Genomic DNA, 17,194 nt, shown 5'->3' with positions numbered 1-17,194 from the left:
CTAACTGGCAGATTGCTTGTCTTTTTTCGTATGGATATTGTCTGGGACAATAAGGTTGGTATGAAGCGTCACTTTGAGTTCCCATAGTATCGCTTTTCTCCATTTACCAGCCCAAAATAAAAAAGCGACATCATTTTCATGACATCGCCCTTGAATTTCGATTATTTTTGGACTAATTTTTCAATTTGCCCTAAGAATTCTTCGTTAGTATCTGTGTGACGGAGAATTCCGATGAGTTGATCAGTGTATTCAAGAGAATTTCCGACCATCATTTTGCGGAACTTCCAAATCTTGTCTAACTCTTCTTCTGGAATCAGCAATTCTTCTTTACGTGTTCCTGAACGTTGAATATCAATCGCTGGGAAGATACGGCGTTCTGCTAGTTGGCGAGATAGGTGAATTTCCATATTCCCTGTCCCTTTGAATTCTTCATAGATTAAATCATCCATACGGCTGCCTGTATCCACTAAAGCTGTCGCCAAAATAGTTAATGAACCGCCATCTTCAATATTACGCGCTGCTCCAAAAAAGCGTTTTGGGAAGTAGAATGACGCGGGATCTAACCCACCACTTAATGTACGGCCACTTGGTTTAACTACTAAGTTGTAGGCACGAGCAAGGCGTGTGATACTATCCATTAATATAACAACATCTCGGCCATCTTCAACTAAACGCATGGCGCGGTCCAAGACTAATTCTGCAATACGAATATGGTTCTCAGGTTTTTGGTCAAACGTTGATGAAACCACTTCACCATTCACGCTACGTTCGATATCTGTTACTTCTTCTGGACGCTCATCGATTAACATCACAATGAGTTCTGCATCAGGATAATTATGCGAAATCCCATTAGCAATGCTTTTTAATGTTGAAGTTTTACCGGCTTTAGGTGGTGAAACAATAAGGCCCCTTTGTCCAAATCCAATCGGTGAGAACACATCTATTAAACGGTTACTGATTGCATTTTGCTTGTACTCTAATTTAATTTGTTCTTCTGGATATAATGGCGTTAAACTTGGGAAGTGATCGCGTTCTTTCGCTTCTTCTGGGTCTTTACCATTCACGGTTGAAATTTGCATCAAACCGTAATAGCGCTCATTTGATTTTGGTGGACGCGCTGGGCCGGCTACTTTATCCCCGTTTCTTAAATCAAAACGGCGAATTTGTGAATTTGAAATATAGATATCTTCTTGACTCGGCGAGTAGTTAATTGGACGAATAAAACCAAAACCATCCCCAGGTAAAATATCTAAAACTCCTTCAACTTGGAAGAAGCCTTGTTTCTCTTCTTGTGTACGCATAATCGCTAAAGCTAATTCTTTTTTACTTAATTCACTATAGTTAGGGATTTTAAGTTCGCGGGCGTAACCATAGAGCTCTTTTACGTCTTTATTTAATAATGTTGGCAATGAAAATGCATCTGTCATTTTATCAGTTCCTTTTCTTTACTTGAATGTTTGTGGGGAGTTTGTTTTGTGGGCGAGTGGGGGTGATTTGAATACAAAAATATATTTGGACAGAATTTAATTGATCTGCCCAAATATAGTCATGTTTATTATTCTTCGACAGTGTCGTCTTCAATCATTTCAATATCGGCACCAATAGCTTTTAATTTACCTACGATGTCAGTATATCCACGTAAGATATTGCTTACACCTGTGATGACTGTCTCGCCATCAGCGATTAAAGCAGCAATTACAAGACATGCACCTGCACGTAAATCACTTGCACGGACTGGGGCACCTTGGAGTTTCGATGGGCCACTAATGCGGATAATATCACCATCTACTTTGATATTTGCTCCCATGCGGTTTAATTCTGGAATGTGTTTCACACGTTGTGGATAAATTGTATCCATAATGGTTCCTTCACCGTGAGCTTTTAAAAGTAATGGTGTGAAAGGTTGTTGTAAGTCAGTCGCAAAACCAGGGTATGGCAGTGTTTTAATATTAACCATATTTAAGTTGTCAGATTTCTTGATGTCAATCGAATCTTCACCAATCGTCATCATCGCACCCATTTCGTCTAGTTTAGCAATGTAACTTTCGATATGTTCATAAATAACGTTTGTGACACGAACATTTTCACCCATTGCGACTGCCGCTGTAATGTAAGTACCCGCTTCTATACGGTCTGGAATGATTGTATGGTTGGTACCATGCATTTCGTCGACACCTTCAATACGGATCAAGCTTGTTCCAGCACCACGGATATTTGCTCCCATTTTGTTCAGAAGTGTCACAACATCGATAATTTCTGGCTCACGTGCCGCATTTTCGATGATTGTTTTTCCTTTAGCGCGGACAGAAGCTAGAATCGCGTTGATTGTTGCTCCCACTGATACAACGTCCATGTAAATTCTTGAACCTTCTAGGCCATTTGGCGTTGATAAAGTAATCACACCAAATTCGTCTTCAACCGTTGCTCCAAGTGAACGGAAAGCTTTAATATGTTGGTCAATTGGACGAGGTCCTAAGAAACATCCTCCAGGTAGTCCGATAACACCTTCACCAAATTTCGATAAAGTTGCTCCCATAAAGTAATAAGATGCACGTAAACTTTGGATTTTTCCTGTTGGCATTGGAATTGACACCATATCTGTTGGGTCAATCATTAGTGTATTATTTTTAAATTCGGTTTTTACATTAAATTCAGCAAGGATTTCAAGTAATGAGTGAACATCTTGAATATCTGGCACGCCTTCAAGTACAACTGGTGAATCAGCGATAATTGCGGCTGGTATTAGTGCCACCGTACTGTTTTTTGCTCCGTTAATTGTAATTTCGCCGTTTAGAGGTTTTCCTCCACGAATAACTAATTTTTTCATGTTTCGCTCCTTAATTCGTTCTGTCTTGTATATTATTTTTAATTGCTTTATTTATTTCGTTCAAAATCGCCCATTGGCGCTTGTCATCTAGTCCAGCAAGTATTAGTGCTTCCTGAAGGAGACGATGAATTTGTTTCACGTTCATCCCCGAACGACGTTCAACTAGTTCATCACTGACATAAATTACTTCGTGAGCCACGATATTTCGGACATATTTTTCAATATGTCTTAAAGAAATGGCTTTCGCTCTCACTTCGTCATTTCTACTATGATCGTCAATGAGTTTTAATAAATGACTCGAACTTACATAATGCTTATAATTGAAGCGGTCGCCGTAATATTTTGTAAAGGTCTCAGCCACTTTATTCGCTTCTTCCTCCACTTTTGCTTGCTTCCACTGTAAACCACGATAAACCGGCGTTCCTTCAACGGTTTCCTTGACAATTGGTTGGATATATTGACTTAATTCCGGCATAAAATCTTCTTCGATAATTAAGCGCAGTAAATCAACCAACAACGGACTGAGTGCACGAAAATAATCCATATATTCAGATCGTTCAAATTGAACATTCATATAATGTGCATAGCTATACACTCGGCGTTCTAGGTATGTGGGCTTGAGTAAATATTGGCGGTCTACTTTGGGAGCTAGTTGCTCAATTTCTCGAATATTTACATCTAGAAAAGCTTGAGCAAGCTGAATTGAGTGAGTAAGGTAGGAATCGTTCAGTGTAGTATTCTCTTTTATATAAGATAATAACGGTCGATATTGATTATATTCCAACATATGATCAATCAACGTCATTTGAGTTTTACTTATGATCGGTGAAGGTTGTGTCACGGATTCATTCTCCTTAAATTTTATATAGTTGAAGTATATCATAACGCTCCTAATAAATTAACATTCTTGTTTTATGATTCTAACATAAGCCCGGAATCCTTCAAAGAAAGGACTACTATATCCATGTTTTTCTTGTTAAAATATGTATAATTCCTCTAATTGAACATTAGAGTGTTAAAAAATATTTTCTATACAGTACCATAACTTAATTACTGTTATGTAAACATTGTATTTCAAAATGAAGGATTTGACTCAGAAAGGATACTTTATCATATGGAAGCTTTAAATAAGCCTCAGAATACGTTTATAAATAGTGCGACCATCAAAATCATTGCGATGGCTTCGATGTTAATTGATCACTTAGGTGCTTTCGTGCTCCTGCCCTGGTTGCAAGCGGGGAATGGTCAAGCTAATTTCGAAACATGGAACTCCGTGTACACCGCAAGTCGGGCAGTCGGTCGGCTCGCTTTTCCGTTATTCTGTTTTTTAATTGTCGAAGGCTTTCAGCATACAAGCGATGTGAAAAAGTATTTAAAACGTCTCGGTATCTTTGCGCTAATTTCTGAAATTCCTTTTGACTTAGCGAGATCGCATACATTCTTTGATTTTTCTGGACAGAATGTGATGTTCACCTTATTTAGTGGGCTGTTTGCTATTTGGTGTATAGAAAAATTTGAGCAACCCATTTACCGCTTTGTGGGGGTTGTGCTCTCCTTAGCATTTGTCTTCATCTTGGACACAGATTATTCTACTTTAGGCGTATCCGTCATTATTATTCTGTATGTCCTACGGGATTTTCGGTTATTCCAATCCCTTTTTGGTGCTTTTGCATTTATCGGCAGTTGGTTTGCGATGCCTGCTTTCATTATTACCTATTTTTACAATGGTTTAAAAGGAAATCTCAGCTCCAAAGCATTCTACTGGTTCTATCCAGTTCATCTATTACTTTATGCACTGATAGCATATTTATTATTATCTTAGGAGGAAAAATATGAAAATAAATTATCCTATTAATGGTACAGAAGAAGAAATCAAAGAAATTGAAAAAATTTACAAAGATTACCCTGAATTACCTTACATCTCACCAGAACGTAATCTAAGAAAATGGTTCCGTGATTTAGATTTAACAAGCGAAACGCGTGTACCCTTGCGCAATATGCAACGTACTGAAGAAGGCTTATTACCGGGAGATATCATCTTAATTTGGCGCATTTCTTTAGGGACATTCACAAACGAATCAGTGATGCCGAAATACTTTGAATATGATTACGGCATTAACGCTCACCAATCTTTAAAAGACTTAATCGAACACGGTTATGTGGTTCAAGAGTCGCCTTATGAATCAATGGATCACGTCACAGCCACTTTGTTGAAGAGCTTATTAAAAATGAAAAACGTTAAAGGCTATTCAAAATTAAATAAAACAGGCTTAGTGGAAGAAATCAAAAAGCATTATTCCAATAAAGAATTAGATGAACACTTCGATGTTCGCGGCATGCGTTTAACTGATTCTGGTAAAAAAGCTTTAGAAAACAATCAATTTGTGATTGATAAACATCCAACAAAACCAGGCTATTAAAAAGTTTTAGTGTTAGCGAGAGAAATCTTGCTGGCACTATTTTTTAGGTAGTTTTTTGGTGTACTTGAGCCAAATGGCAAAGTTATTTGGCTCGAGTTAGACCAACTAGAGACAAACCACATAACCATTTGGCTTGAGTTAGACCAACTAGAGACAAACCGCATAACCATTTGGCTTGAGTTAGGCCAACTAAAGACAAACAGCATCACCATTTGGCTTGAGTTGGACCAACTAGAGACAAACCACATAACCATTTGGCTTGAGTTAGACCAACTAGAGACAAACCACATCACCATTTGGCTTGAGTTAGACCAACTAGAGACAAACCGCATCACCATTTGGCTTGAGTTAGACCAACTAGAGACAAACCGCATCACCATTTGGCTTGAGTTAGACCAACTAGAGACAAACCACATCACCATTTGGCTTGAGTTAGACCAACTAAAGACGAACCGCATCGCCATTTGGCTTGAGTTGCAATTTATTCTCTATCTATAAATTATCAGACAGAAAAACCCGTTCTAACCAAGATGAATCTCGGTTAGAACGGGTTTAGTTTAGTATTGGGAATGAATTATTAAGCTTTGTTTGATGATCCAAACATATCCATTGTTTCTTTAGTTGTCGCAACAATTGCATCTTTACCAGGTGCGATTACTTTACGTGGATCATATACTTTATCATCCGTGTTTAATTTTTCACGAACAGCTTTTGTCCATTGTTGTTGTAATTCAGTGTTAACGTTAATTTTTGCATGTCCAAAGCTAATTGCTTTTTTAACTTGGTGTTCTGGAATTCCTGAACCACCGTGTAATACTAAAGGCATACCAGTTGCTTCAGAAATTTCTTCCATTTCTTTGAAGCCTAATTTTGGTTCGCCATCGTAAGTTCCGTGAACTGAACCTAATGCTGCTGCTAAAGCATCAACGTTAGCTTCTTGTACTAAACGTACACATTCAGCTAAATCAGCATAAGCAACTCCACCGATAACTCCGTCTTCTTCTCCACCAACAGTTCCAACTTCACCTTCAACTGAAGCACCGTGCTCGTGAGCATATTCAACAACTTGTTTAGTCATTGCAATATTGTCATCGATTGGGTGATGAGATCCGTCAATCATTACTGATGAGAAACCAGCGTCAATTGCGTCTTTACATGTGTCAAATGAAGATCCGTGGTCTAAGTGTAGAGCAACTGGTACTGTAATGTCCATTGTTTCCATTAAAGCGTTAACCATTGCTGCAACAACTTTAGTTCCACCCATATATTTAGCTGCACCTTCTGATACACCTAAGATAATTGGTGAGTTGTTTTCTTTTGCAGCTGTTAATACAGCTTGAGTCCACTCAAGGTTGTTAATGTTGAATTGTCCTACAGCGTACCCTTCTTCTTTTGCTTTGTTTAACATATCTGTCATACTTACTAAACGAGTCATACTTAAAATTCCCCCTATAATGTTATTTTATACGTTTATTATACTCCAAAAACCGCGCTATTGCTAGTAAATAAGCAGATTGGCGCTATGGCTTGATTTGTAGGCATTTTAATTGACTTTTTTCACTTATTCATTTAAGGGGTTAAATTTGATTAGAGATTATTTTGTCATTTTTGATGATTTGATAATATAAAATACTGGCGGTTGGTTTTATTTTCACTAAATATTAAAAAAAGTGCTTAGCTTATGACAGAGTGTTAGTAGAGGTACAGTAATATCAGGTCGACGGATCGCACATGATACCGTTGGAGCGAAGCGACTTACGGAATCAGTAGATCAGCGAGACGGAAGCTCAATCACAATATAACGCCGAAGTGATTAGCTAGAGTCGTGCCACTACGGTCACCGAAACTAACACTCTGGAATAAGCGGGATTACCATTATATTCTTTTCAATATTAGTCCCCAAAAACTTAAAAAGAATCTAGCTTTTCAACTAGATTCCTTTAATAAATTTTTATGCTTCAGCTAAGCGTTTGTTGTTTTTAACTGTTGACGTACTTGTGTCAATATCCACTTTATTGTCCAATGTTTTATAATTATTAGCCTTCAATTGAGGTAATGTAATCATGAAACCGAAACTGATAATGTACAGCCCCGCTAAGAAAAGCATTACTAAAGGTACACCTGACATATCTAAGATGTAACCAATGATGACTGATGAGAACCCCCCAACAGCACGTCCCACATTCAAGATTGTGTTATTCGCAATCGCACTGATTTTGTAAGAGTATAAGCGTGTAATAACCGCTCCGTAACCTGCGAACATCCCGTTCACAAAGAATCCAACGATAGCTCCACCGATTAAGATTGATGTTGAGCTATTAGCAAAAGTGAATAAATATACTGCCACAGCAGAACTTATTAAGAAGATTCCGTAAGCTAAGCGTGGGCCAATGCGGTCTAAGATTTGCCCGAAGACAAACATTCCGATACACATACCGATGATTGTTGCGATCATCCAAGTTGAAGAACCACTGACACTGACGCCAACATTTTGTTGCATCATTGTTGGTAACCAGTTCATCATACCGAAGTAACCGGCGATTTGAACAGTTGTCATAACCATTAAAACGATTGTTTGATACGATGTTTTTCGGTCTTTGAATAAATCTTTAATGCTACCTTGTGCTGATTCATCATCTTCATCTGAATAACTTTCAATATGTAATTCTTCTTCCTTAACTGTACGACTCACCCAAACTACGATTAAAATTGGAAGTAAACCGAATAGGAATAGTCCGCGCCACCCGAATATTGGAGCAATCAATCCTGCAAGTAGGGCTGAAGAAATGGAACCGATTTGGCCAACAATTCCGTTTAATGAACTGATGCGTCCCATTTTTTCACTTGGCACGATTCCGGCCATGATTGAGATCGCCACACCATATTCACCACCGACACCAATCCCGGCAATAAAGCGCATTGCATATAAGTAATAGATATTATTTGTAAAGAAGATTAATCCTGTGGCAATTGAAAAGATTAAAATTGTCCATTTAAAAACTTTTAGTTTGCTGTAACGGTCTGCTAAGATTCCAAATAAAATTCCTCCGAACAACATACCGAAGTTTGTAATAGTCGCAATCCACCCTGCTTGTGCTCCTGAGATACCTAATTGAGAAATGATTGTAGACATCGAAAAGGCTAGGAACATAACGTTTAAATCATCGGTTCCTGACGCGACAATGGCTGATAATAAAGCGTTACGTTGTGATTTGTTTAAGTTTTTCATTTTGTATAATCTCCTTTAATGAATGCTCTCGGCATTCTTTATTAAAATTGTTATAGATGACTATAGGGACAGAGTTTTCTATGCTTCAAATTGTTTTGACCATTTTGCTGGATCTTGATACCACTCGACTAACGTGTCATAGTAGGCTTTTAATTTCAGATCGCTGACAGCATATTCTACTAGTTCGCGGTAGTTTGTTAATGTTTCAAGTGAGTATTCAACTTCACTAAACGCTTTTTGTCCGCTTTCTAACATGTAGTTAAAGATTGCGGCGCAACCGATAATTTCACCTCCAGCCTGCTCTACTTTTGAAGCTGCGTCCAATACACTTCCACCTGTACTAATTAAATCTTCGACCATGACAACTTTGCTGCCTGGTTTAAGGTAGCCTTCGATGGCATTTTCCTTTCCATGGTCTTTCGCACTTGATCTGACGTAAATCATTGGTAGGTTTAAGAGATTAGCAACAAAGGCCGCATGCGGAATACCGGCAGTGGCAGTTCCGGCGATGACTTCAACGCCTTCAAATTGAGTTTTAATTAAATCTGCTAAAGCTTGTTCGATAAAGTCACGTGTTTCTGGGAAACTCATGATTAAACGATTGTCACAATAAATTGGGGCTTTGAGTCCACTTGCCCAAGTATAAGGTTGATCTGGTTTTAAATTTACTGCTTCAATCGCGAGTAATTTTTCTGCTACTTGTTCTGATACTGACATATTCAAATGATTCATTCCCCTTCAATTATTTTAATTCGGCTTGCCATTCTTTTAAGATATATTGATAAGCTTCTACCGGGTCAGGCGCTTGCGTGATCGGTCTTCCCACAACGATATAGTCACTGCCGTTTTTGGCTGCATCTCTAGGTGTCATAATCCGTGTTTGGTCGTCGTTTGATTTTGCGGTCATTCGAATGCCGGGTGTCACAGTTAGAAACTGGTTTGATGTTGCTTCTTTGATGATTGAAGCTTCTAAGGGCGAGCAAACAACGCCATCTAAGCCTGCATTTTGTGTGAGTATCGCATAATTTTGGACACTATCTTGAATCGGCCCTAATATCTTTTGTTCCTCATTCATTTGAGTTTGCGAAGTTGAGGTGAGTTGTGTCACTGCGATTAGTAAGGGTTTGTGATTATTCAAAGCCCCTTCCTCCAGGCTTTCTTTGGCTGCTTGCATCATTTTCAGTCCGCCACTGGCATGAACATTTACCATGTCTACACCACTTTGAGCGAGCACTTTCATGGCACTTTTGACCGTGTTTGGAATGTCATGTAATTTTAAATCTAGAAACACGCTGTGTCCTTCCTCTTTTAAGTAATGCACAAAATCCATCCCTGTTTTGTAAAATAGTTCCATGCCGACTTTTAAATTTAAAGATTCATTTTTAAATAGATTTAGAAAAGCGATGGCTGCCTCTTTAGTGGCGAAATCTAGCGCAATGATTGGTTTTTGTTTATCCATTGTCTCACCTTTCATTCATTATTTTTAATCGAGAGTACAAAAAAACGACCGATAACAGATCATGTTACCGGTCGTTTACGACGTGAAAGAGTGCATAACGATAGTGTTCCCCTTGCATTGTACAAAATGGGTTCACTATTAATCTCTATAAAATGCCTATAAAGAAATCAGTTAGCAACACTTTCGCGTCTCACGGAACACGATTAAAGCTTTACTACTTTTATGGAATTATAGTGATTATTTACACCAATGTCAATTGTTATTTGCGATTGTTTTGATGTTCTAAACTTGCTTCAATAAAGCCTTTAAAAATTGGTTGTGGACGGTTTGGACGTGAAGTGAATTCTGGGTGGAATTGCGGTGCCACAAAGAATGGGTGATCTTTCAATTCAATAATCTCAACTAACTTCCCGTCAGGACTCACACCTGAGAATGACATACCGTGTTCGCTTAAAGCTTCACGGTACTCATTATTGAATTCATAACGGTGACGGTGACGTTCTTCAATCATTTCGCTTCCGTCGTATAAGTCACGAACTAATGAGCCTTCTGATAATTTTGCAGGGTATAGACCTAGACGTAATGTTCCACCTAAAGTCATATCTTCTGTTTGATCTGCTAATAAGGCAATGATTTTATGTGGTGATTCTGGGTCTAATTCTGAAGAATGTGCCCCTTTTAAGCCAACAACATTACGTGCAAACTCAACGGTCGCTAATTGCATACCTAAACAAATACCAAAGAATGGCACTTCTTCTTCACGAGCATAACGAATGGCTTCAATCTTACCTTCAACACCACGTTCACCAAAGCCGCCTGGCACTAAGATACCATCAACATCTTTCAAGTAAGAATCTACGTTGTCCGCGTTAATATCTTCAGCATTAATCCAAGATAATTCGATATCACTATTGTGGTAGAATCCGGCATGTTTTAAGGCTTCTACTACTGATAGGTATGCGTCAGGTAATTCAACGTATTTACCAACTAAACCGATTTTTACTTTGTTTTCTAGATGTAGAACGCGTTGTTCTAATTCTCTCCAACCAGTCATATCTGCTTCAGGTAAATCAAGACCAAAGTAATCTAAGACTAATTGGTCCATTTTTTGCTCTTGTAAGCTTAATGGGATTGTATAAAGTGTTTCAACGTCTCGTGACTCAATCACCGCGTCCGTTGTTACATCACAGAATAGAGCTAATTTATCTTTAATACTTTGTGGTAATGCCTCTTCAGTTCTCACTACTAAAATGTTTGGCTGGATACCTAATGATCGTAATTCTTTCACACTATGTTGTGTTGGTTTCGTTTTTAATTCTCCTGCTGCTTTTAAGTAAGGAATTAAAGTTGTATGAATGTAAAGAACATTTTCGTGCCCGATTTCTGTACGCATTTGACGTAGTGCTTCAATAAACGGTAATCCTTCAATATCTCCAATTGTTCCACCGACTTCAGTGATAACAACGTCAGCGTCAGTTGTTTCTGCTGCACGCATAATTTTGTCTTTAATTTCGTTTGTCACGTGTGGTATAACTTGGACGGTTGCGCCATTATATTCACCTTGACGTTCTTTACGTAGAACTTCATCGTAGACTTTACCGGCTGTGACACTTGAGTATTCATTAACATTAATGTCGATAAATCGTTCATAATGGCCTAAATCTAAGTCAGTTTCTGCTCCATCATTTGTTACAAAAACCTCTCCATGTTGATATGGACTCATTGTACCTGGGTCAATGTTTAAGTATGGATCGAATTTTTGAATATTAACTTTCAATCCTCTGTTTTTAAGTAAACGTCCTAAAGACGCAGCGACGATACCTTTACCAATTGATGACACAACGCCACCTGTAACAAATATATATTTTGCCATTATTGTAAGCTCCTCTTTATATATTTTCGGGATATAAATAGAAAAGCCCCCTATTCCGATGGAATAGGGGTGCTAATTAAGTAGATTGACCTTCCTCTTGAAAGGTGCCCAATTTAGATAATACGACAACTTTGTCGTTTCGTCAATAAAAAATTTTAGTCTTCGTCTTCTTCATCTTCAAAATCGTCATCATCGATATCTTCATCATCGATATCTTCATCAAAGTCCTCGTCTTCTTCATCAAGTTCTAGATCATCGTCACCTAGTTCAGATAAATCACGTGCATAGACACCAAGTTCTTGGTTGTCGTCTTCGTCATCTTCTTCGTCTTTAACGATTGGAACAACTTCTTCGACTTCATCTTCTTCATCGTCAAAGTCTTCTTCATCATCATAGATATCATCTAGATCTTCTGGATCATCATCGTTGTAGTCAATCATGTCGTCATTTTCGTCAAACGCATTTAGTTTGCGTTTTTTCTTGCGTCTGCGACGACGTGGTAAATCTTCATCATCAATTGAACTTACAATTTCTTCATCGATTGAATCGATGGGATACCAAGCGCGTAGTCCCCAACGGTTATCTCCTAATGAAATGAAGCGTCCATCAATATTGATGTCTGTATAAAAGCGTGTCATTTTCGCTTCCATCTCTTCTTCGCTTACATTTAAATAGTCTTGAATCGCAACCATTAATGCAGTGAAATCATAGACATCACCTGTCTCTTCAAGAATCGCATGTGCAACTTCAATCGAAGAAAGTTCTTCAATATTTTCATTCTCAAATTGTTTTAAAATCAAAGCTTCCACTTCCTTCCTCGTATTCTAATATATTACCGATTTAATTACGATAATGCAATTGAAATTCATAGTCTCCAAGCGGTTCTTCGTTAATTAATACTTGGTATTGAATCATTAACTTCACACCTGTTTCTGTTTCAGAAAATTGAACTTTTTCGGTCTCAACTGCTAATTCCCATAGCCCTTGCGGTGTCATATAGGATGTATATGTTTGTTTAGATGGATTAAACGTTAATGTATATTGCGGTTGTTTAATCTCTGCTATCAGATGCCCTGCGTCACGTTGAGTATACCACTTTACTTCAATTGGAATATCTTCGCGGTCGACATAGGAGATTTTTGAAAAAGTCTTTAAATCAACTAACTCTCCTTTAGTCTCTAACAACCATTCATCTTTATGAGCTTGCTTATGATAGCGAATCTTTTGATCAACTTCAAGATAAATATTTTTTCTCTGCACATTTTCACCACACAATCTATAGTTATTTACTATTATAATCGATTTTTTGTTATAATTATACATAACTATAAAATAATTACAAAATGAAGGAAGGTTTCTATGCTTTCAAATCAAGAATATATATCATCCCAACAATGGCTTGTATTTTCAGAACAAGACAATCCATCAAAAAGGGATCCAAACAGTGCACTCAGTTACCAAGACAGCTTCATCCGCTGGGTTCCAGCTCTAAACGATGACGCTCGTAAACCTTATGGTGTCGTACACTTCTATCCATTTGACTATCCAACTATCCTACTTGGGGCAAAAGATACTCGTCTGCCAGAACTGGGCAATGCGAATAATTATCTCGTTGACCTTGGATACACACTAGTTCAACGTCCTCATGGTGGCTTAGCTGTTGTTAATGACCCGGGGGTCATAAACTTTGGATTGGTGAGTGATAATCGTCATTTTGACTTATCGATTGATCATGCTTACGAACAAATGGTTGCTTTAGTGGCGCAGTCCTTAGAGCCATTCGGTGTCAATGTAGAAAGCTATGAAATTCCAGATTCTTATTGTCCTGGAAAATACGACTTAGTTGTCAACGGGAAAAAAATTGGTGGCATTGCGCAACGTCGCTTCAAATCTGGTGTCACAACGGCTGCTTACTTAAGTGTCAATGGTGACCAACAGGCACGCGCTGAATTACTCCAGGCTTATTACCGTACAGGTGAAGCGGGTAGTGACTATCCTTTAATCAATCCTAACTCAATGACAACGATTGAAGCAGTCATCGGTGAACCAATTCAAGTCGCTGGATATCAAAAATTATTAATTTCAACGATGGAGAAATACGGTTCACTCACTCAAGGCGACTATGAAGACCCTGATTTAAAAGCTTTATACGAAAAAGCATTCGACAAGACAACCGCTCGGTCATACAAAATCCAACCTAATCAATTACCTTAAGGAGTTAATGATGGCTACTAATAATGATAAATATCAATTACAAATCTTGCCTCGAGAGAAAGTATTTCGCGATCCCGTTCATGACTACATTCATATTCAAGATTCGATTATCTTAAAGTTAATTGATACGGTCGAATTCCAACGTCTGCGTCGAATTCGTCAACTTGGGACGTCTTCTTACACCTTCCACGGTGCAGAGCATAGCCGTTTCAACCATTCCTTAGGTGTGTATGAGATTACACGTCGCATCATCAACAATTTCGTACGTAATTATCCTAGTCTCGAAGCCGGTGATGGCTTATGGGACGATAGTGAACGCCTTGTTGCCTTATGTGCGGCACTTCTGCATGATATTGGTCACGGGCCCTTCTCACATACGTTTGAAGGGATTTTCGATACCGACCATGAAGTAGTCACTCAAAAAATTATTATGTCACCAGATACTGAAATTAATCATGTATTGAAGTTAATGGGTGATGATTTTCCAGAAAAAGTTGCCAGCGTCATTAATAAAACTTACCCTAATCAGCAAGTCGTTCAATTAATTTCCAGTCAAATTGACGCTGACCGAATGGATTATTTAATTCGCGACGCCTATTATGCTGGCGTGAGTTACGGTGCTTTTGATATTACTCGAATTTTGCGTGTCATTCGGCCATTCAACAATCAAATTGTATTTGATTTCTCAGGGATGCACGCAGTTGAACACTATATTGTGAGTCGCTATCAAATGTATATGCAAGTGTATTTCCACCCCGTTTCACGCGGAATGGAAGAAGTGTTACGTAACTTACTTGCTCGTGCCAAATATTGTTACGACCAAAAACCGGAAACAATGAGACATTCCATTGATTTGTTGATTCCTTTCTTAGAAGGTGAATGGGATTTAGAAGACTATTTACGTCTAGATGACTACGTTTTAAGTAGTTATTTCTCACATTGGTTACTTGAAGATGACGACATATTGAAGGATTTAGCATACCGTTTCTTAAACCGGAAACCATTCAAGTCACTCTTATCGAGCGATGACCAGCGTGATGAATTAACGTCTTCAATTCAAAACGAAATGCGGGCTGAAGGCTTCGACCCAGAATATTACTTTGGTGAAAATAGTTCCTTTGACTTGCCCTATGATTTCTATCGCCCAGACTCAACAAGTACGAGAACACAGATTGATTTCTTAACAAAACAAAATCAAGTCGTTGAATTGTCACAAGTCAGTGCCTTAGTGCAGTCGTTAACCGGAGTACCGCGTGGAGAGCAACGCTTGTATTATCCTCGTGAAGTCTTACACACGATACTTAAAATCCCTGAAGTAGATTTAACACCTGATCAGGAAAAAATAATCGCTGCTTATAATGAAGAGACAAATGATGTCACGTTTAATATTCAGCAGAGATTATTTTAGTTTTTATGGTTTGGGCTAAATGCTCATTTCCCCAGCAGTTTTGGTTGTATAACCGGAATTGTTGGGGATTTTTGTTTGTATTGGGGTGTGGGCGTGTCCCTGAGATTTTTTCAGGGACATTTTTTCGTATTTCGTGTCCCTGAGATTTTTTCAAGGACATTTTTTCGTGTTTCGTGTCCTTGAGATTTTCTCAGGGACAATTTTTCGTGTTTCGTGTCCTTGAGATTTTTTTCAGGGATGGTTTGGTGCCTTGATAATTTCTCAGGGATCCTTTTCGGCGTTTTGCATCCCTGAGATTTTCTCAAGGATGGTTTGGTGCCTTGAATATTTCTCAGGGATCCTTTTTGGCGTTTTGCATCCTTGAGATTTTCTCAAGGATGGTTTGGTGCCTTGAATATTTCTCAGGGATCCTTTTCGGTGTTTTGCATCCCTGAAATTTTCTCAAGGATGGTTTGGTGCCTTGAATATTTCTCAAGGACACATTTTTCAACCCAAAATTCTCCCTATCAAAAAAGGATACGCCACAATGACGTATCCTAAATAATCTATGCTTGATTCAAGTAATCTAATGCGAATTCAACGTGGAAAGATGCCATGATTGGTAACACGTCTTCATCTAAATTGAATTTCTCGTGATGCAAACCGTATGAAGTATCTTCAGAGCTACTTACTCTAACTCGGGCATAAGTTCCTGGAATCCTAGTTAAGAAATCTGCAAAGTCATCTGAGCCCATACTTGGTTGGCTTTGTTTGATGACGTTTGCTTCTCCGACAATTTTCGCTCCCGCACGTTGGGCACGTAATGTTGCATCCTCGTCATTAATGTTTGGAGCTGCAGCCGGATAGTTTTCAAACTCAATCGTTGCACCAAATACTTTCGCAATATCATGAGCCGTTTCTTCTATCTTAGCTAAAAAACGTTCGCGTGTTTCATGACTTAATGTACGTAATGTCCCCTCGATTTTTGCATGATTGGAAACAATATTATAACGCGTACCTGAAGTGAATTTTCCAATCCCGATCACTGCTGGTTCTAAGGGATTCAGTAAGCGGGATACTAAGTTTTGTAATTCCGTTACAATATTTGCTCCGGCAGCTAAAGCATCAACGCCAGTATGTGGGCGGGCAACATGGGCACTTTTACCTATGACATTAATTGTAAAGATATCACAAGATGCCATAGTAGGTCCTGGCACTGCTTGAATGGTACCGACTGGTAAGGCTGGGTCTACATGCATACCAAACACTTGACCTACGCCATCTAATAGACCACTTTCGATAAATTGGTACGCACCGCTCCCAATTTCTTCTGCTTGTTGGAAAGCCACTAAGACAGTTCCAGCAAACTGTTCACGGTGTGATACTAAATAAGCAACCGCACCAAGAAGCCCTGAGTTGTGGGCATCATGACCACACGCATGCATTATCCCTTCATTTAATGATGGGAAATCATGACTAGTCGCCTCTGTGATTTCTAAGGCATCAATATCCGCACGCAGTAATACTTTTCGCTCGCGTTGGCTTTGGGTCGCATCATTCTTTGTTCCTGTAATCGTCCCTAAAGTTCCTGTTTCACCTACTTTTTCAAAAGGAACATTGAGATCCGTAAGTATTTCTTGGATTTTCTCAGCTGTTTTAAATTCTTTTAAACTAGGTTCAGGATGTTGATGGAAATGACGACGCCATGTTACGATTTGTTCTTTATTTGCTTGAATTTCTGGAATAACTTGTACCAATTTAGTTCCTACTTTCTATTGCCTTTAT

16 protein-coding genes are annotated in these 17,194 nt (G+C 38.6%); 5 read left to right on the top strand and 11 right to left on the bottom strand.

What is annotated here, in order from left to right:
* Positions 1-161: 161 nt before the first annotated feature.
* The 3 genes from rho to ACEN3Z_RS00275 all read right to left on the bottom strand — a co-directional run bounded on the left by rho (position 162) and on the right by ACEN3Z_RS00275 (position 3,668).
* A complete protein-coding gene (rho, locus tag ACEN3Z_RS00285; protein WP_138404525.1) occupies positions 162-1,427 on the bottom strand; it encodes a transcription termination factor Rho in 1,266 nt (421 codons plus the stop codon).
* Between the two features lie 128 nt (positions 1,428-1,555).
* A complete protein-coding gene (locus ACEN3Z_RS00280; protein WP_407089073.1) occupies positions 1,556-2,827 on the bottom strand; it encodes a UDP-N-acetylglucosamine 1-carboxyvinyltransferase in 1,272 nt (423 codons plus the stop codon).
* A gap of 10 nt (positions 2,828-2,837) precedes the next feature.
* Positions 2,838-3,668, bottom strand: coding sequence for a hypothetical protein (locus tag ACEN3Z_RS00275; RefSeq protein ID WP_171031303.1), 831 nt, complete (start codon positions 3,666-3,668; stop codon positions 2,838-2,840).
* Positions 3,669-3,941: 273 nt separating this feature from the next.
* Here ACEN3Z_RS00275 and ACEN3Z_RS00270 point away from each other — a divergent pair, with 273 nt between their 5' ends.
* From ACEN3Z_RS00270 to ACEN3Z_RS00260, 3 genes are all read left to right on the top strand, one after another.
* The gene (locus tag ACEN3Z_RS00270) at positions 3,942-4,649 is read left to right on the top strand and encodes a TraX family protein (RefSeq protein WP_338487114.1); all 708 of its coding nucleotides are present in this window, start codon (positions 3,942-3,944) and stop codon (positions 4,647-4,649) included.
* A 10-nt stretch (positions 4,650-4,659) separates the two neighbouring features.
* The gene (locus ACEN3Z_RS00265; protein WP_407089070.1) at positions 4,660-5,247 is read left to right on the top strand and encodes a hypothetical protein; all 588 of its coding nucleotides are present in this window, start codon (positions 4,660-4,662) and stop codon (positions 5,245-5,247) included.
* Between the two features lie 222 nt (positions 5,248-5,469).
* Complete coding sequence (locus ACEN3Z_RS00260; RefSeq protein WP_407089068.1) at positions 5,470-5,745, top strand: hypothetical protein; 276 nt, start codon at positions 5,470-5,472, stop codon at positions 5,743-5,745.
* Positions 5,746-5,824: 79 nt separating this feature from the next.
* Here the strand turns inward: ACEN3Z_RS00260 and fba are convergent, their stop codons facing one another.
* The 7 genes from fba to ACEN3Z_RS00225 all read right to left on the bottom strand — a co-directional run bounded on the left by fba (position 5,825) and on the right by ACEN3Z_RS00225 (position 13,068).
* Positions 5,825-6,682, bottom strand: coding sequence for a class II fructose-1,6-bisphosphate aldolase (gene fba, locus ACEN3Z_RS00255; protein WP_407089066.1), 858 nt, complete (start codon positions 6,680-6,682; stop codon positions 5,825-5,827).
* 516 nt (positions 6,683-7,198) lie between these two features.
* On the bottom strand, positions 7,199-8,476 hold the full coding sequence (locus ACEN3Z_RS00250; protein WP_407089065.1) for an MFS transporter: 1,278 nt from the start codon (positions 8,474-8,476) through the stop codon (positions 7,199-7,201).
* 78 nt (positions 8,477-8,554) lie between these two features.
* A complete protein-coding gene (gene pyrE, locus ACEN3Z_RS00245; protein WP_407089063.1) occupies positions 8,555-9,208 on the bottom strand; it encodes an orotate phosphoribosyltransferase in 654 nt (217 codons plus the stop codon).
* A gap of 10 nt (positions 9,209-9,218) precedes the next feature.
* Positions 9,219-9,935, bottom strand: a complete 717-nt coding sequence (gene pyrF, locus ACEN3Z_RS00240; protein ID WP_407089061.1) for an orotidine-5'-phosphate decarboxylase — start codon at positions 9,933-9,935, stop codon at positions 9,219-9,221.
* 259 nt (positions 9,936-10,194) lie between these two features.
* Positions 10,195-11,808, bottom strand: a complete 1,614-nt coding sequence (locus ACEN3Z_RS00235; protein WP_197104213.1) for a CTP synthase — start codon at positions 11,806-11,808, stop codon at positions 10,195-10,197.
* Between the two features lie 155 nt (positions 11,809-11,963).
* The gene (rpoE, locus tag ACEN3Z_RS00230; protein WP_407089059.1) at positions 11,964-12,608 is read right to left on the bottom strand and encodes a DNA-directed RNA polymerase subunit delta; all 645 of its coding nucleotides are present in this window, start codon (positions 12,606-12,608) and stop codon (positions 11,964-11,966) included.
* 40 nt (positions 12,609-12,648) lie between these two features.
* On the bottom strand, positions 12,649-13,068 hold the full coding sequence (locus tag ACEN3Z_RS00225; protein ID WP_171031304.1) for a DUF1934 domain-containing protein: 420 nt from the start codon (positions 13,066-13,068) through the stop codon (positions 12,649-12,651).
* A 99-nt stretch (positions 13,069-13,167) separates the two neighbouring features.
* On the opposite strand from ACEN3Z_RS00225, the gene ACEN3Z_RS00220 reads away from it, so the two are divergent.
* Together ACEN3Z_RS00220 and ACEN3Z_RS00215 are read left to right on the top strand one after the other, a co-directional pair.
* Positions 13,168-14,022, top strand: a complete 855-nt coding sequence (locus tag ACEN3Z_RS00220; protein ID WP_407089057.1) for a biotin/lipoate A/B protein ligase family protein — start codon at positions 13,168-13,170, stop codon at positions 14,020-14,022.
* Between the two features lie 10 nt (positions 14,023-14,032).
* Entirely contained in the window at positions 14,033-15,430 is a 1,398-nt protein-coding gene (locus ACEN3Z_RS00215) for an HD domain-containing protein (protein WP_407089056.1), read from the top strand.
* Between the two features lie 545 nt (positions 15,431-15,975).
* Here the strand turns inward: ACEN3Z_RS00215 and ACEN3Z_RS00210 are convergent.
* A complete protein-coding gene (locus ACEN3Z_RS00210) occupies positions 15,976-17,166 on the bottom strand; it encodes a M20 family metallopeptidase (protein ID WP_407089054.1) in 1,191 nt (396 codons plus the stop codon).
* Between the last annotated feature and the right edge of the window lie 28 nt (positions 17,167-17,194).

Origin of the sequence: Ruoffia sp. FAM 26254, from assembly GCF_045528545.1 — a bacterium.
GTDB classification, from domain to species: domain Bacteria; phylum Bacillota; class Bacilli; order Lactobacillales; family Aerococcaceae; genus Ruoffia; species Ruoffia halotolerans.
Note: the sequence above shows the minus strand (reverse complement) of the source record. Positions and strands in the feature narration are given on the sequence as shown.

Coding starts and splice junctions, on each gene's coding strand:
- rho (WP_138404525.1), bottom strand. CDS start 1,427: ATGACAGATGCATTTTCATTGCCAACATTATTAAATAAAGACGTAAAA.
- ACEN3Z_RS00280 (WP_407089073.1), bottom strand. CDS start 2,827: ATGAAAAAATTAGTTATTCGTGGAGGAAAACCTCTAAACGGCGAAATT.
- ACEN3Z_RS00270 (WP_338487114.1), top strand. CDS start 3,942: ATGGAAGCTTTAAATAAGCCTCAGAATACGTTTATAAATAGTGCGACC.
- ACEN3Z_RS00265 (WP_407089070.1), top strand. CDS start 4,660: ATGAAAATAAATTATCCTATTAATGGTACAGAAGAAGAAATCAAAGAA.
- fba (WP_407089066.1), bottom strand. CDS start 6,682: ATGACTCGTTTAGTAAGTATGACAGATATGTTAAACAAAGCAAAAGAA.
- ACEN3Z_RS00250 (WP_407089065.1), bottom strand. CDS start 8,476: ATGAAAAACTTAAACAAATCACAACGTAACGCTTTATTATCAGCCATT.
- pyrE (WP_407089063.1), bottom strand. CDS start 9,208: ATGAATCATTTGAATATGTCAGTATCAGAACAAGTAGCAGAAAAATTA.
- pyrF (WP_407089061.1), bottom strand. CDS start 9,935: ATGGATAAACAAAAACCAATCATTGCGCTAGATTTCGCCACTAAAGAG.
- ACEN3Z_RS00235 (WP_197104213.1), bottom strand. CDS start 11,808: ATGGCAAAATATATATTTGTTACAGGTGGCGTTGTGTCATCAATTGGT.
- ACEN3Z_RS00220 (WP_407089057.1), top strand. CDS start 13,168: ATGCTTTCAAATCAAGAATATATATCATCCCAACAATGGCTTGTATTT.
- ACEN3Z_RS00215 (WP_407089056.1), top strand. CDS start 14,033: ATGGCTACTAATAATGATAAATATCAATTACAAATCTTGCCTCGAGAG.